The sequence below is a fragment of the Pseudoalteromonas sp. SG41-2 genome, from assembly GCF_014164535.1.
In the GTDB taxonomy this organism is placed as follows: domain Bacteria; phylum Pseudomonadota; class Gammaproteobacteria; order Enterobacterales; family Alteromonadaceae; genus Pseudoalteromonas; species Pseudoalteromonas rhizosphaerae.
The window spans coordinates 114246-129846 of the sequence record NZ_JACJFK010000004.1; the positions used below are offsets into that span (position 1 = coordinate 114246).

General features: G+C 38.0%; 12 protein-coding genes. 6 read left to right on the forward strand and 6 right to left on the reverse strand.

Going from position 1 to position 15601, the window contains the following annotated elements; genetic code table 11:
• Positions 1–101 precede the first annotated feature (101 nt).
• On the forward strand, positions 102–2477 hold the full coding sequence (gene ppsA / locus H5186_RS04515; RefSeq protein WP_149980298.1) for a phosphoenolpyruvate synthase: 2376 nt from the start codon (positions 102–104) through the stop codon (positions 2475–2477).
• Between the two features lie 76 nt (positions 2478–2553).
• Here the strand turns inward: ppsA and H5186_RS04520 are convergent, their stop codons facing one another.
• Positions 2554–2763, reverse strand: coding sequence for a PGPGW domain-containing protein (locus tag H5186_RS04520; RefSeq protein ID WP_182761123.1), 210 nt, complete (start codon positions 2761–2763; stop codon positions 2554–2556).
• Between the two features lie 149 nt (positions 2764–2912).
• On the opposite strand from H5186_RS04520, the gene H5186_RS04525 reads away from it, so the two are divergent.
• Entirely contained in the window at positions 2913–5969 is a 3057-nt protein-coding gene (locus H5186_RS04525; RefSeq protein ID WP_182739314.1) for an FAD-binding and (Fe-S)-binding domain-containing protein, read from the forward strand.
• 57 nt (positions 5970–6026) lie between these two features.
• Here the strand turns inward: H5186_RS04525 and H5186_RS04530 are convergent, their stop codons facing one another.
• The gene (locus tag H5186_RS04530; RefSeq protein ID WP_182794170.1) at positions 6027–7217 is read right to left on the reverse strand and encodes a sodium:proton antiporter; all 1191 of its coding nucleotides are present in this window, start codon (positions 7215–7217) and stop codon (positions 6027–6029) included.
• Positions 7218–8429 carry a tyrosine-type recombinase/integrase gene (locus H5186_RS04535; RefSeq protein ID WP_149980295.1) on the reverse strand — a complete coding sequence of 404 codons (1212 nt, stop codon included), beginning with the start codon at positions 8427–8429 and terminating at the stop codon, positions 7218–7220.
• Positions 8430–8571: 142 nt separating this feature from the next.
• Here H5186_RS04535 and H5186_RS04540 point away from each other — a divergent pair, with 142 nt between their 5' ends.
• On the forward strand, positions 8572–9135 hold the full coding sequence (locus H5186_RS04540) for a YSC84-related protein (RefSeq protein ID WP_145239042.1): 564 nt from the start codon (positions 8572–8574) through the stop codon (positions 9133–9135).
• Positions 9136–9540: 405 nt separating this feature from the next.
• Positions 9541–9885, forward strand: a complete 345-nt coding sequence (locus tag H5186_RS04545; RefSeq protein ID WP_149980289.1) for a hypothetical protein — start codon at positions 9541–9543, stop codon at positions 9883–9885.
• Positions 9886–10047: 162 nt separating this feature from the next.
• Here H5186_RS04545 and H5186_RS04550 read toward each other — a convergent pair whose 3' ends face one another.
• Positions 10048–11094 (reverse strand): patatin-like phospholipase family protein, encoded by a 1047-nt coding sequence (locus H5186_RS04550; RefSeq protein ID WP_182794171.1) that lies wholly within the window; start codon positions 11092–11094, stop codon positions 10048–10050.
• Between the two features lie 128 nt (positions 11095–11222).
• Positions 11223–12629, reverse strand: a complete 1407-nt coding sequence (locus H5186_RS04555; RefSeq protein ID WP_182794172.1) for a sodium:alanine symporter family protein — start codon at positions 12627–12629, stop codon at positions 11223–11225.
• Positions 12630–12822: 193 nt separating this feature from the next.
• Here H5186_RS04555 and H5186_RS04560 point away from each other — a divergent pair, with 193 nt between their 5' ends.
• Both H5186_RS04560 and H5186_RS04565 read left to right on the forward strand, forming a co-directional pair.
• Positions 12823–13533 (forward strand): AraC family transcriptional regulator, encoded by a 711-nt coding sequence (locus H5186_RS04560; RefSeq protein ID WP_145239052.1) that lies wholly within the window; start codon positions 12823–12825, stop codon positions 13531–13533.
• Between the two features lie 88 nt (positions 13534–13621).
• A complete protein-coding gene (locus tag H5186_RS04565; RefSeq protein WP_182794173.1) occupies positions 13622–14488 on the forward strand; it encodes a DMT family transporter in 867 nt (288 codons plus the stop codon).
• Positions 14489–14571: 83 nt separating this feature from the next.
• On the opposite strand, the gene H5186_RS04570 is transcribed toward H5186_RS04565, so the two are convergent.
• Positions 14572–15552, reverse strand: a complete 981-nt coding sequence (locus tag H5186_RS04570; RefSeq protein WP_145239058.1) for a patatin family protein — start codon at positions 15550–15552, stop codon at positions 14572–14574.
• Positions 15553–15601: the final 49 nt, after the last annotated feature.

Sequence of the window (15601 nt, forward strand, 5' to 3'; positions counted from 1 at the left end):
AAGGTCTATTGCCAGTGTAGAATGAAGGTGACCTTTTTAGAAGGTTTTCTTTCTTAACTCTCACAGTTATTACTACAATTTGTTTTTTTGGAGAAAGATCCGTGCAAGAATACGTTCTCTGGTATCAAGAGCTTGGTATGCAAGATGTTCCTCGTGTTGGCGGCAAAAATGCCTCACTCGGCGAAATGATTTCTAACCTAGCAAACGCTGGTGTACAAGTCCCAGGTGGTTTTGCTACTACCGCAGACGCATTTAATGAGTTTCTTGAGCAATCAGGACTAAATGCAAAGATCCACGACATTTTAGACACACTGGACGTGGAAGATGTAAATACACTAGCAAAAGTCGGCGCTGATATTCGTCAGTGGATTATCGACACCCCATTCCAACCTAATTTAGACCAAGCCATTCGCGACGCATACAGCCAACTCCACGGCAATGCAGCAGACGATGTTTCATTCGCAGTACGTTCATCAGCAACAGCTGAAGATATGCCTGATGCATCATTCGCAGGTCAGCAAGAAACCTTCCTAAATGTACGTGGTATCGACTCAGTAATGGTCGCCATCAAGCATGTGTTCGCATCGCTTTTCAATGACCGTGCCATTTCATACCGTGTTCACCAGGGTTATGATCATCGCGGCGTAGCATTATCTGCGGGTATTCAACGCATGGTACGTTCTGATAAGTCATCGTCTGGCGTTATGTTCAGTATTGATACTGAATCAGGTTTCGAAGATGTCGTGTTTATCACCTCAAGTTATGGTCTAGGTGAAATGGTTGTACAGGGCGCAGTAAACCCTGATGAATTTTATGTTCATAAACCAACACTTGCTAAAGGTAAGCCATCTGTAGTGCGCCGTAATATTGGCTCAAAAGCGATTCAAATGATTTACTCTGCCGATCAAGCGCATGGTAAACAAGTAGAAATCGTAGATGTAGATGCAGCCCTTTCAAATAAATTCTCAATTACCGATGCCGAAGTTCAAGAGCTTGCAAAGCAAGCTGTGATCATCGAAAAACATTATGGCCGCGCGATGGATATCGAGTGGGCAAAAGACGGTAATGACGGCAAGCTATACATTGTACAAGCTCGCCCTGAAACAGTTCGTTCAAACGAAGATACGAATGTTATGGAGCGTTTTCAACTAAATGGCAGCAGTGCTGTTGTCGTTGAAGGACGTGCCATCGGTCATAAAATTGGCTCAGGTGTTGTTCGTGTACTTGATTCGATTAAAGAAATGGATCAAGTTCAACAAGGTGACATTTTAGTAACCGACATGACTGATCCAGATTGGGAACCTATCATGAAACGTGCTGCAGCGATTGTAACTAATCGTGGTGGTCGTACATGTCACGCGGCAATCATTGCCCGTGAGTTAGGTATTCCAGCAGTTGTAGGCTGTGGCAATGCAACTGACCTAATTAAAGCAGGCCAAGAAGTAACCGTATCGTGTGCTGAAGGCGACACTGGCTTTATTTATGAAGGTATTTTAGATTTTGAAATCCTCACTTCACGTGTCGATAAAATGCCTGAACTACCAATGAAAATCATGATGAACGTTGGTAACCCAGATCGTGCATTTGATTTTGCACGCTTACCACACTCAGGTGTTGGTCTTGCTCGCGTTGAATTTATTATCAACCGTATGATTGGTGTGCATCCTAAAGCATTGCTAAATTTTGATGCTCAAACAGATGAGTTAAAAGCTGAAATCACACAGATGATTGCCGGTTACGAATCACCGGTTGAATTCTATATTGCTAAATTAGTTGAAGGTATTTCGACCTTAGGCTGTGCATTTGCACCAGAGCGTGTAATTGTTCGTATGTCTGATTTTAAATCAAATGAATATGCCAACTTAGTTGGCGGACAACAATACGAGCCTGAAGAAGAAAACCCAATGATTGGTTTCCGTGGCGCAGCACGTTATATTTCGGAAGATTTCCGTGACTGTTTCGCACTAGAGTGTGAAGCAATCAAACGTGTTCGTAACGACATGGATATGGCCAACATTGAAATCATGATCCCATTTGTACGTACCCTTGAAGAAGGTAAACGTGTTATTGAATTACTTGAAGAGCATGGTCTTAAACGTGGCGAAAATGGCTTAAAAGTAATCATGATGTGTGAACTTCCATCAAATGCATTACTTGCTGATGAATTTTTAGAACATTTTGATGGCTTTTCAATCGGTTCAAACGATTTAACGCAACTTACACTTGGTTTAGACCGTGACTCAGGATTAATTGCCCATTTATTTGATGAGCGTAACCCTGCAATCAAAAAACTACTTTCTATGGCAATTCAAACTGCCAAAGCAAAAGGAAAGTATGTTGGTATTTGTGGTCAAGGTCCATCAGATCATGAAGACTTTGCTGCGTGGTTAGTAGAGCAGGGAATTGATTCTGTTTCACTAAACCCAGATACAGTACTTGAAACTTGGTTATACCTTGCTAAAAAATTAGCAAAATAATCGTAAAGTATAAAAAATGCCAGCGTTATTGCTGGCATTTTTGTTTACTCAATATGTTATAGCCTATTTATAACTTTTATCGGGCTAACTTCTTATCTAAGAACGCGCAGGATTTTGTCAGCGCTTTTTGGCAAATTGCTAAATAATGGCGTGCTTTAGGGTAATAAAAAGAGAAACACATAAGCCCTGCAATAAAAAAGATCAAAGAAGGGCCTGGTACAATAGCAAAAAATAATCCCAGCAACATAAATAAACTACCGGCTAAAACTAATACACATTTTTTCATTTCAATTCCCTCGCAATTAAGCATCTACTATGAGTATAAGTAATCACAGTCTTTTTATGATAAAAAGAGTGTTACAAACTGTAAAATCTTCAATTTCTATTGCTCTTTAGCATGATATAATCGAACAAATGCCTTAATTTACTACCGTCATGATAGCAACTATTAGCCAACAAGATGCCGCGACCGATTTAGTCGCAAGTTACTTAAAAACTATAATTAAACAAGGGTTTACTGGCGACACTGATGCAAGTTATGCCACTCGTATAACTGCATCAACTGATAACAGTATTTACCAGCAGTTACCGCAAAGTGTTATTTTTCCTAAAACTGAAAAAGATATTCAAATTGCCCTGCAAACTGCTGCACAAGACCCTTATCTATCGCTGACTTTTGGACCTCGCGGCGGTGGTACAGGCACCAACGGTCAATCATTAACTCCCGGGATCGTAGTCGATTTATCACGTTATATGCGAGAAATCCTCGAAATTAATCCTGAAGAAGGTTGGGTTAGAGTGCAAACGGGCGTGATTAAAGATCAACTAAATGATTTTTTACGCCCTTATGGATTTTTCTTTGCACCTGATTTATCAACGAGTAATCGCGCAACAATCGGCGGAATGGTTAATACCGATGCATCAGGACAAGGCTCACTGGTGTATGGTAAAACTAGCGATCATGTTTTAGGACTTACCACTTATTTAGTCGATGGCACACAAATGTCAACGACACCAATAGACATTGATAAAGCCAAACTAATTGCTGAACAAAACACTACAATCGGTAAACTGTACGCAACAGTGCTTGATATTTGTTTGTCTGAGCGTGATGCAATTTTAGCCAAGTTTCCACGTTTAAATCGCTTTTTAACCGGATATGACTTAGAACATGTGCTAAGTGATGACTTACAAACCTTTGATATGAGTAGGCTAATAACAGGCTCAGAAGGTTCGCTTGGTATTGTTACTGAGGCTAAATTAAACATCACACCTATTGCTGAATTCAAAACCTTAATCAACATCAAGTATGATAGCTTTGATTCGGCACTGCGGCATTCACCGTTTTTGGTCGATGCTCGTGCTACCTCAGTTGAAACCGTTGACAGCAAAGTTTTAAATCTTGCACGTGAAGATATAATTTGGCATTCAGTATCGGACTTAATAACCGATGTGCCAAATAAGGATATGCAAGGGCTTAACATGGTTGAGTTTAATGCTGTATCGCCTGATGACATAAAAGACAAAGTTGAATCGCTATGTGCATTACTCGATGATTGCGTTGCACAACAAAAAAATGGCGTAATTGGTTATCAACTTACCAGCAGTAAGGCTGATATTTTAAAAATTTATGCCATGCGTAAGAAATCAGTTGGCTTGTTAGGTAATGTTAAAGGCGCACAAAAACCTTTGGCGTTTGCTGAAGACACCGCCGTACCACCTGAGAATCTTGCAGATTATATTGTTGAATTTAGAGCTTTGCTCGATAGCCATAATTTACAATATGGCATGTTTGGTCATGTTGATGCAGGGGTTTTACATGTACGACCGGCACTTGATATGTGTGATCCCGAACAAGAAAAATTACTGCGAGTGATCTCTGATGAAGTTGTTAAACTCACAGCTAAATACGGTGGTTTAATGTGGGGCGAGCACGGCAAAGGGTATAGAAGTGAATATGGCCCTGAGTTTTTTGGTGAGCATTTATTTAAGCAATTACGACTTATAAAATCAGCTTTTGATCCTAACAATAGGATTAATCCCGGAAAAATATGTACTCCGATTGAAAGTAAGGACTCACTAGTTAGTGTTGACGGTCAAAAGCGTGCGTGGTTCGACAGACAAATTTCGGTTGATGTTAAAACTAGTTTTAATAATGCAATGACATGCAATGGTAATGGTATTTGCTTTAACTATGATGAAAACTCTCCTATGTGCCCATCATATAAAGTAACCGGTGATCGTCGTAATTCACCTAAAGGTCGCGCAAGTTTAATGCGCGAATGGTTACGATTACAAGAGGCAAAAGAGATTGATTTAATTGAGGTTGAAAAAGAACTTAACAAAGGTGAAGTGATCACCTGGTGGGAACGTTTTCAACATAGCCGCGATAAAAAGAAAGGCGTATATGATTTTTCTCATGAAGTTAAAGCCTCAATGGATGAGTGTTTAGCGTGTAAAGCATGTACCACAGCGTGCCCAATAAAAGTTGATGTACCGACTTTTAGATCACGTTTTTTAAATTATTATCACAGTTACTACGCGCGCCCACTCAAAGATTATCTAGTCGGTAATATTGAAGCCAGTGCACCATTAATGGCCAAATTTTCAAATGTAATAAACCCAATTGTAAAAACTAAATTAGTCAGCTCATTAATAAAAAAATCTGTTGGCTATGTTGATACACCCGTACTCAGTTCACCACGTTTAACAAAACGGATTAATAAAACACACGAATTTAATTTTGCACAACTTTCAGGCTTATCTCCCGAGCAACAAAGTGAGTATGTACTAATTGTGCAAGATCCGTTTACCAGTTTTTATGAAGCTGAGCTGGTAGAAAGTTTTATAAAAATAATTTCCGCACTAGGCAAGAAGGCAATACTGTTACCGTTTAAGCCAAATGGAAAACCGCAACACGTTAAAGGTTTTTTAAATGAATTTAAGATCACAGCAAAAAATGCAGCAACATTTTTAAATTCATTATCTGAAATAAATGCACCACTTGTAGGTTTAGATGCATCATTAGTAATGTGTTATCGGGATGAATATAATTCTATTTTAGCTGATGAACGTGGTGAATTTGAAGTGCTACTTGCTCATGAATGGTTAGCAACACAATCTTTTAAATCATTAGCTAACAAAGTTGATAGCAATATAACATTTACGTTATTAAGTCATTGTACTGAAACAACCGCATTACCAAAAGCGGCGAATGTATGGCAAACAATTTTTACTGACTTAGGCCTAAAACTTAATACAACAGCAACAGGGTGTTGCGGTATGGCAGGTACATATGGCCATGAAGCGCAAAACCAGAAAAACTCTCGAGCATTATATGAAATGAGTTGGCAAGGTGTTGTAGAGAAAAATAAACCTGAGCAATTATTAGCAACCGGTTTTTCTTGTCGTAGCCAAGTTAAACGCTATGAAAAATTCAAACCAAAACACCCAATAGAACTACTAGCAGATAAGCTAAGCAATAACATTTAATATAAAAATGCCGCACGCTTTTAAAAAGGAATGCGGCATTATTTATAGCGTGATTTTTTATTTTAAATAACTATCAGCAATAGGCTTGGTGCTCATACCATGAATAAAAACACTAAATAAAATAGTTGTCATAGCAATCGTAGCTATAAGGTATTTATTTTCGATGCCGCTATCGATCACCATTAAAGTAAATACAATAGAGGCTAAGCCTCTCGGGCCAAACCAAGCAAAAGTAAAACGTTCTTTCATTTTTAATTTAGTAAATTGCAATGACAACATCACAGGGATAATTCGAATAAGCGTTGTACTCAGTAGTGCAAATACAGCAAGTGGCCATGATAATTCTGGCAAAACTAAATAGCTGCACACAAAACCAAATAAACACCAGATCAACAAACCAGTAAAGTCCGCGATGTGTTCACTATCTTCAACGAGTTTTAAGCGCAAAGCCTGATCGGTAAATCTATCAAAAATTAATCCAGCAACAAACACCGCAATAAAACCACTGCTATGCAAACTTTGTGCGATTGAAAAAATGGCCATTGCCATACCAACCACTAAAAATGGGCTACTATTATTTGAAAAATAATGACGTTGCATGGCAAATTTAATCGCGGGAATGATCAATCCCATTGCAGCAACTGCAACCAGAATAGCCACACCTAATTCACGCGCAAAAACTATGACTGTATCAAAAACCGAAAATGTAGATGCAGGCTCTTTTGCTAACAACATCAAGACTAAAAATATTGGCACACATAAACCATCGTTTAAACCACTTTCAGTATTGATCCCTTCACGAATTTTTTCAGGCACCGCGCTGCTATTTAATAATCCTTTACTCAGCGCTGCATCCGTCGGCGTTAATATTATTGCAACTAGTGCAGCTTGAATAAGTGTCAGCTGGGTAAACATTAAACTCGCAATAATAATTCCAGCAAACAAGGTAAGTGGTAAAGCAATAAAAAGTAATAGGCTAGGGTATTGAAAACTGTGTTTTAAAACCATCAGTTTGGTTTTTGCCGCATCAGTAAATAAAAATATGCTCAGTGTTAATTCTATTAAAGGTAATAAGTGATCTAAGTCTCTGGTTAAATATGCCGTTTTACTTGGTAGCATAAACCCGATCAACGCACCGATAATAACAAAAAACATAGGTCCGGTAATTTCAGCTCGCTCTAATTGATGCATAGATAATGAATAAATTAAAAAGGCTAAACCCACTGCAGCTAATACAACATATTCCATTTAGATTTTCCTTTTAAGTCCAGATTTTGCTCGTTCTTTGATATTTGTCTGAATATATATTTGATCGGTGGTGGCAATTTTTGCATGTCCTAAATCTTCTGATAAATGTTTTAAAGGGCGAGTTTGTGCATCATGCGTAGCACCAGTATGTCTGAGCCAATGCGCTGTTGCCGATTCTAGTTGCTCGGCATCATCAGTAAAGCCATCATCAAGTAAAGATTGTTTGGCTAAATCAAAACTTTGTTGAACTAAGCGACGAATTTGTCGAACGGTCATTCCGCCTTGACCACGAATTTTATGCACCAATGGATCAGATTCATCAACGCGGGGCAGGGCTGGTAAACCTCGGTACAACCTATAACGTTTTAAATAAGTTACAAAATCTTCACTGAGTGTGACATCGCGTAATTTATTTCCTTTGCCCATAATTCTTAAAAACCAAAAGCCATCATTATCTTGCCAAAAATGAGACATAACAGGCGACCATTGTGGTCGCTCTGATAGTTCAGAGATCCGTAAATAAAGACCTTTTAAACACGCTAAGGTAAATAAATTTCTTTCAAGATCAGGTTGTTGCTCACACTTATCACGTGTGACACCAAATACATATTCCCATTGAATATCACTCAAGGTATCAGGAATTTTTATTTGTGATTGCACAACTAAATAAGGGCTATTCTTTTTTACAACCGGTACAAAGTTAGCAAAGGTTTTTTCTTCTAAAATAGCAAACTTGTAAAATACATTTAAAGCAGTAAACATGGCCGCTAATGTTTGTTGGCTAGCAATAGATTCTTTGAGCATAAAAGGGCGCCAATTTTCGTTTAATCTACGGATCCCTTGCTCATCTTTATAGCGCCATTGCACTGAAGTCATCGCCCAGCTTTTATCGGGTTCGACCATAAAATCGACATAGGCTTCTATGTCTTCACGTTTTAATTCAAATACTGATTTTTCTGCGACTAACCAAGACCATAGGTAAAAGCGTTCGAGTTCGTTCCGAAAACGATTATAGGTCGCTTCTGATTTTCGACCATAAACATATAAAAATTGATACAAAAATACTAATTCTTGCTTAGATTCAGCGACAGTCAAGCCAACTTGCTGTATAAAGGTGGCAAGTTCTGGGTATTCTGATTGCATTGTATCATCTTCAAGATGGGCAATTTGATACCGTAATTGTTTTAATGTATCGACCAAAGCAACAAGCATAATATAGTTATTTCTAATAAAATAAAGTAGTTACAGTTTAACTTTAAAGTCCGATACTGTCTAGTATTGGACTTAGTGAATGATTATATTGTTAAGCTAATCAGATAATAACAAGGCAATGTTGCTGGTTTAAGGAAGGCATATGAAAAAGTTAATAGTTTTAAGTTTAGTTGCACTTACATTAGTCCTGTCTGGTTGTGCTACAACAGGTAGTGCTTCTCCAACTGAAAAGCGTAATCTAGTGCAAAATATGCGAGCAGATACACTCAGTAAATTATACAAAGAAAAACCAGATGTTAAAGAGCAAATTAAAAATGCCGCTGGTTATGCAGTATTTGATAATGCTAATGTCAATGTTGTTTTAGCCAGCTTTGGTGGCGGCTATGGTGTGGTTAAAAATAATTTGACGGGTAAATCCACTTATATGAATATGGGTGAAGCTGGTTTAGGACTTGGTTTAGGTGTTAAAGACTTTAACGTTGTAATGGTTTTTCATAATCAAGCTGCGTTAAATCGTTTTATTGAAAATGGTTGGGCCTTCGGTGGCAATGCCGATGCAGCGGCAAAATACCAAGATAAAGGCGGTGCACTTGTTGCCGAAGCCATTGCAGATCAAGTAACTGTTTATTCATTAACCGAAAATGGCCTTGCATTACAAGCCGTACTAAAAGGCACTAAATTCTGGGTAGATTCTGAGCTAAATTAAGACCTCAAAACCCTTCTAAAAGTGGGCTAGTTCGTATGATTACGCCCACTTTAATTTATTTCAGATAATTTAACATAACGTAATTTATAGGTTATTAGTTAATGGCTATAATTTTCAAACGCGTCGGCCAAACCAAATCTCAATTATGTATCTGGGCTACCTCCAACTGGCCCATTATCATGACAACATTATAAACACGCCTTGAGGAAACACTAATCTTTCTGATGTATAATTATCACACAGATATATATGGTCATTAAGAGAGTCCTAAATTATGTATAAAATACTAAAATCGCATAACAAAATATAAGATAAATCTCATTAAGAGCGACATGGCCAATTACTTAGAATTACTAGTAAGAGATCCTAAAGGACAAAATTAACTTAAATATAAAAGGTGAGTTAATGAATAAAGTAACGCGAATAGAATCAGGTAAATATTCCGTTTCAGACGGTAGGTTTATAGTCAAAAGTGGCTCTAGTTGGTATGTTCTCCAAGAAGATGGTAATAATGATTTTGGGCCTTTACCTACACTTTCAATTGCCAAAGAGTATGTTACTACAGGAACAATTGAATCTAAAGAGCCTAACCGCTCTACTCAGCATACTAGAAGGCAAAGTAGAAAAGCCTTTCATGCACATATAGCAGCAGAGTCTAAGAATGGTAATCAAGGCCCTCTTATTATTTATATAATTATTGCTCTTTTAATGTTTATCGTTGGAATAGCTATTGAAGTAAATAAAACTTAATTAAGGCTTGTCCCTATGTATCACAAAAAGTCAAACTGTCACACCTGACAGTTAACTTAATTACTAATAAAAGAGGGCTTTCGCCCTTTTCTTTATATTACGTACCGTAATTTTTGCGTTGTTAACTATCAGCCATAAAGCTACATTACTTGATAGATTAGATCATTCAATTATTTTCAGCTCAACATTTTCACTATTGAGTTTTTTATCAAAATCATCGGCTAATTTTTCAGTTTCACTAAACACGGTGTTCCAATATTTAATCCGGGTATCCGCATCGAGATCTGTAAAGTCGTTTCTGTCGGGGATTTTTCCGTAAGGTAAGCTGGCGATGAATTTTTTAGAGGGTGTGATCATAACCACGTTATCGTAATTTTCAGCGGCGACTTTACGTTTTAAGCTTTTATCAAACCACCCTGCTTTTGGATCTGAATTGAAATGTGGATATAGAATAAGTCCAGGATTGTTAATTTTAAAATCAAAGTGGTAATCAACAATACCACCATCGCGATACATACCTGTAGGCGCGCCGGCAATATTTTTTATACCTTGCATTACTAGCGGTATTGATCCGGATGCCAGTAAGGCATCTTTTAAATTTGTTTGTGTGAGTGCGATATTTTGAGTTTTAAAATTGTAGCTGTCAGTAATACTTAAATTACTATTCGGTGCGCCAAAAATAAAACGCTCATATTGCCCGCCTAATAATTTACGATTAACGCGATTAAACAGATAACTTTTTGATAAACCCAAAAGCTGTATTAATTTATGTTCACTGGCAATTAACCCGTTAGATTTTGCGACGATAAAATGCGCTTTAAATACGGGGTTATTTATAATTTCGGTGACACCGTTATCGCCAAACACATCTTCGAGTAGTGCGCGGGCTTTAGTGGTAATTTCATTAGGAGTGGGTTTATTACTAGAATATCGGGTTTGCGAATACGATTTTGCTAAGCGTTCAATGGCTGCAACGGGATCGTTTTGTGAAAAACATGCAGAGCGAAAAGCGCCAGCAGATGAGCCGATTAAATTAAGTGGTTGGGTACGGTTTTTAAAAAATTCGCCAAAAATATATCTATCTAAGCCAAATAATGTAAACCATTTAGGACCGCCACTTGCACCTAAAAAAGAGGTGAAAAGTTCAGGTTTAAAGCCCTGTTCGTTAATAATTTTAGCCGCTGTTTTCCCTGCGTGAATCTCGATCATCTAAAAAATTGTGCCTTTTATTTTGGTTGCTTTAGTTATTTTTACAACACTAAAAGTGAATACTTATGCAAAGAAAAAAGCAGCTTCATGTTGCCATAAAACCGCTTTTTATAGTTAAGTATGCTGAATTAGTCCCAAATGCCGTCTTCGCATTTGCCCTGTACTTTTACATCTTTTACTTTAAATTCGGGCTCTAAACCTTTGTCTCTTTGTGCGTGGTAATCGCTGGTGACAGACAAAATAGTCGGCGTTAACAGTATAATAGCGATAACGTTAACCACTGTCATTAACCCTAAGGCAATATCGGCTAAATCCCATACTTCTTTTAATGTGGCAGACGCCCCCCACATCATCATTGATAGATATAAAAATGTGTAAATGCCGCGCCCTACTTTATTATCGAGCTTAAATAAATGTAGGTTACTTTCGGCGTAAGCGTAATTAGCCACTACCGAGGTAAAGGCAAATAAAGTAATGGCTGCTGCTACAAAGTACACGCCCCCTTGTGCTAAATGTGCGGTCATTGCCGCTTGTGTTAAGCGAATGCCTGCCATCTCACCACTGATATCAATATCAGCCAATAAGATAATCACAGCGGTACAACTACACAACACTATAGTATCAAAAAACACCCCGAGCATTTGAATATACCCTTGCGTTACTGGGTGATTTGGAATAGGCGACGCACTTGCTGATGCATGCGGCACACTACCTGCACCGGCCTCATTAGAATATAAACCACGTTGAATACCGTTTTTGATTGCCGCGCCCATTGCGCCTGCACCGGCTTCTTGCAGCCCAAAAGCAGATAAGAATATATCCTTCAACATAGCAGGCACTTGGGTGAAGTTAATCAAGGTAATAATCACAGCTGCCAGTACAAATACAATGCCCATCACCGGCACTACTCGCTCAGCAAAGCGGGCAATAGCTTTAAAGCCACCGAGTATAATAGAGCCTGCAAGTAGGGTTATGACTATGCCTGAATATAAGGTTGGAATTTCAAAAGCGAAATTAAGCGCATCAGTAATGGTGTTGGTTTGCATCGCGCTAAAAGTAAAGCCATAACCTAAGAACAAACACAACGCAAACGCGATAGCGAGACTACGACTGCCTATTCCTTGTTGAATATAATAAGCGGGGCCACCTCTAAATTCGCCTTGGCTATCGCGTACTTTATACACTTGGCCAAGTACGCTTTCTGCAAAACCAGTCGCCATGCCCAGTATGGCAATCACCCACATCCAAAATATGGCGCCACTGCCACCTAATGATATCGCAACAGCAACACCGGCTAAATTACCAGTTCCAACCCGCGCACTTAATCCTGTGCACAGTGCTTGAAACGAACTAATGTCGTTTTTATTGCATTTGCTACTGCCTTTGAGAAGGCTTAACATGTGTTTAAATTTTAAAATTTGAATCAGTTTTAAGCGTACTGAAAACCAAATACCTGTAAACAGTAAAATGTAGATCAGTATTTGTCCTTCACCCCAAAGCAGGTTATTTATACTGCCTACGATTAAATCAAACATGTTTGCCCTTGTTATTATTTTTCAACCTGCAATAGAATACATATGCTGAATTTAAGAATATTTAGTTAACAATACTTTATCTTGCTGATATAAATTAGCAAGTATTGAGTGTATTAAAATAACAAAAAGTTATTTACAACACCCTACAATTCCCTTCATGATTGTTTGTCATAGCAATTATTAAATTTAATAGATGAATAGCTTATCGATTCGATACTACACACGAAAAATCCACAGCCACCAGCATCACTATCACCAACTTGTTTTACCACTTAGTGGCTATATAGAACTTGAAATGAATAATTTCGCGGCGCCTGTTGGTGTTGGTCAATGTGTTGTGATCCCTAAAAATACTCTACATGCGTTTAAATCAGATGAAAATGCGCGTTTTATAGTGGCCGATTTATTAGAGCTCCCTAATAACTTAACGACGATGAATGCCCCCTGTTTTAGTATTGACGATAAATTAATGAGCTATCTAAGTTTTACCCAAAAGCAGTTGCAAGGTGTAACTAACATAGATGAAGCAGCGTTATGTTTTAATTTATTTTTGGTGTTACTCAGGCAACAAACTACCAATGCGACTATTGATCCGCGGATAAATAACGTTTTGTTATTAATAAAAAAAGATTTATCGATAGACTATACATTGAATGATATGGCTGCGGTTGCATGTTTAAGTGTTACTCAATTCAAAGCGGTTTTTAAGCAATGTATGCACACCAGCCCGGTTAAACATCACACGCAATTAAGAATGGAACATGCGCGTTCCTTACTTTGTTACTCTGATTTACCTATAGCAGTAATTGGTGAACAGGTTGGTTATAACGACCCATCAGCTTTTAGTCGCGCCTTCACTTGCTACTTCAAACAATCCCCACGAGACTTAAAAAAGCAGCTTTAGCGTCAACAATATCGCCTTTTAAGCACAGTGTTAGATAGTAAAATTGATAAACTACCTTTATCAATTAATTTTTAATTAAATGTTTGCTATGTCTACAATTTTCGGCGTATTAGCTATTTTTTTATGGGGCGCATTAGCATTGTTAGGTAATTTAACTAAAGCATTACCGGCTTTTCAATTACTATTTATGTGCTTCTTTGTGTCGTTCTTATTGCTGTTTATTAAACGGCTTGTTACCAAGCAGCCTTTGTTAACTCTGCCTACACTTGGTAAGGCGCAAACAATTATTGGCATAGTTGGTTTATTTGGTTTTCATTTTTGTTATTTTATGGCACTTAAATATGCACCATTGATCGAAATTAGCCTGATTGTATATTTATGGCCATTGTTATTGGGTGTTTTTGTCGCGCGGTCTGAAAACAAAATAAATGCGATTATAGGCGGGCTGGTTGGTTTTATAGGGATCGTGTTTTTAATTAGTGATGGCAGTGGTTTTACTATCAATAGCCAGTACTTTTTAGGCTACCTATTTGCTGCGAGTTGTGCGCTATTATGGTCGAGTTATTCATTGTTCATGACTCGCTTTGATAATCACGTTGATGATATTGGTTGGCTTTCTCTTTATGTAGCTATTTTGGCCTTATTGGCACATATATATTTTGAACAAACAGTCACACGTTTTTCATTAACGCAGACTGTAGGTATTTTTTTGTTAGGGTTAGGACCTGTCGGTGGCGCATTTTACTTATGGGACATCGCTTTAAAAAGAGGTAATAAAACGTTACTTGCCTCTTTGAGTTTTTTAACACCGTTACTTTCTACCGTGTTACTGGTTATGGCTCAACAAATACATTTTTCATGGTCAGTTTTAATTGCATTGGCATTTGTTTTAATTGGCGCAGCGATCAGTAATTATAAATGCAGGCCTCGGATCGTTAATGCGAGCCATTTATGACTCGCTTATTAATTACAAACTAACAACACCGGATACTTATCCAACTCACATACAACTGATCGGAATAAATTTATCAATACTAATTAGTTAGCTACAGCAACAGGATGGGTATTGTTTGCTGGGTATTGCTCAGTAAAATAGTTATTACCTGCCAATAAACCTAATTTATAATCACGACGTAGATCATTGGTTGAACTACCAAGTAATTTGCTCGAAAGCTTTTGGTTTGCAAAAATTTGTATTATTTCTACATCTTTAGGAGGATTGGCAATAAATGCTAACTCATCCTCATACGCTTGTTCGTGTTGTAATAAGTAATCTAAGGTTTTTGGGCAATATCCTGATGCACAAACAAACGCTTTTAACTTGTTTACCCATGCCGACTGCGCTTGAAAGTCTTGATCAACTGTGCGGATCACCACAATTTTACGTGCACCACGATTGTAGGCCTCGCGCACTGGTAGTGGCGCAGCAAGGCCACCATCTAGGTAAAAGTCTGACTCAGCGTGTACGTCGGTTTTATCTATTTCATTAGCAGCTAATGCATTTAACCATGGCGTGAGTTTTACACCTTGTTTATATAAAAATGGCAGTGCACTTGACGCTTTTAAAAGATCTCGCCATTGCTGGCCTTCACCGGTTGGTGATAAAAAATAAGGTTTTCGATCACGGGCATTAGTGGCGGTAATAAGTAACTCCCGTTCACCCAAACTGGCTTTTGCAGTTTTAAAATCAAGTGCTCTGTTAACTTCGGTAGTTTTATCAAAGTACCAGTCTAAATCGACTATATGTTTACCTACTAAACCACGGCCTAATTGAAAAAATCGTTTGTGACGCGAAAGCCCTCTTATTAAGCGTTTGGCATACCCTTTTTGGCGAGCTAAATAGCTAGTAAGGTTTTGTGAACCTGCTGAAGTACCAATAAATAAATCGAATGGGTCATATTCATGTTCAAGCCATGCATCGAGTACACCTGCGGTGAAGATCCCTCGTTGCCCACCACCTTCCGCGATCAATGCTGTTTTATCGAAAGTATTTGTGATTTTGGGGTCTTGAGGTTTCAAAATATGCCTTCCTTTGTAATTAATTTACTGGTTTATACCTTCATTTTAA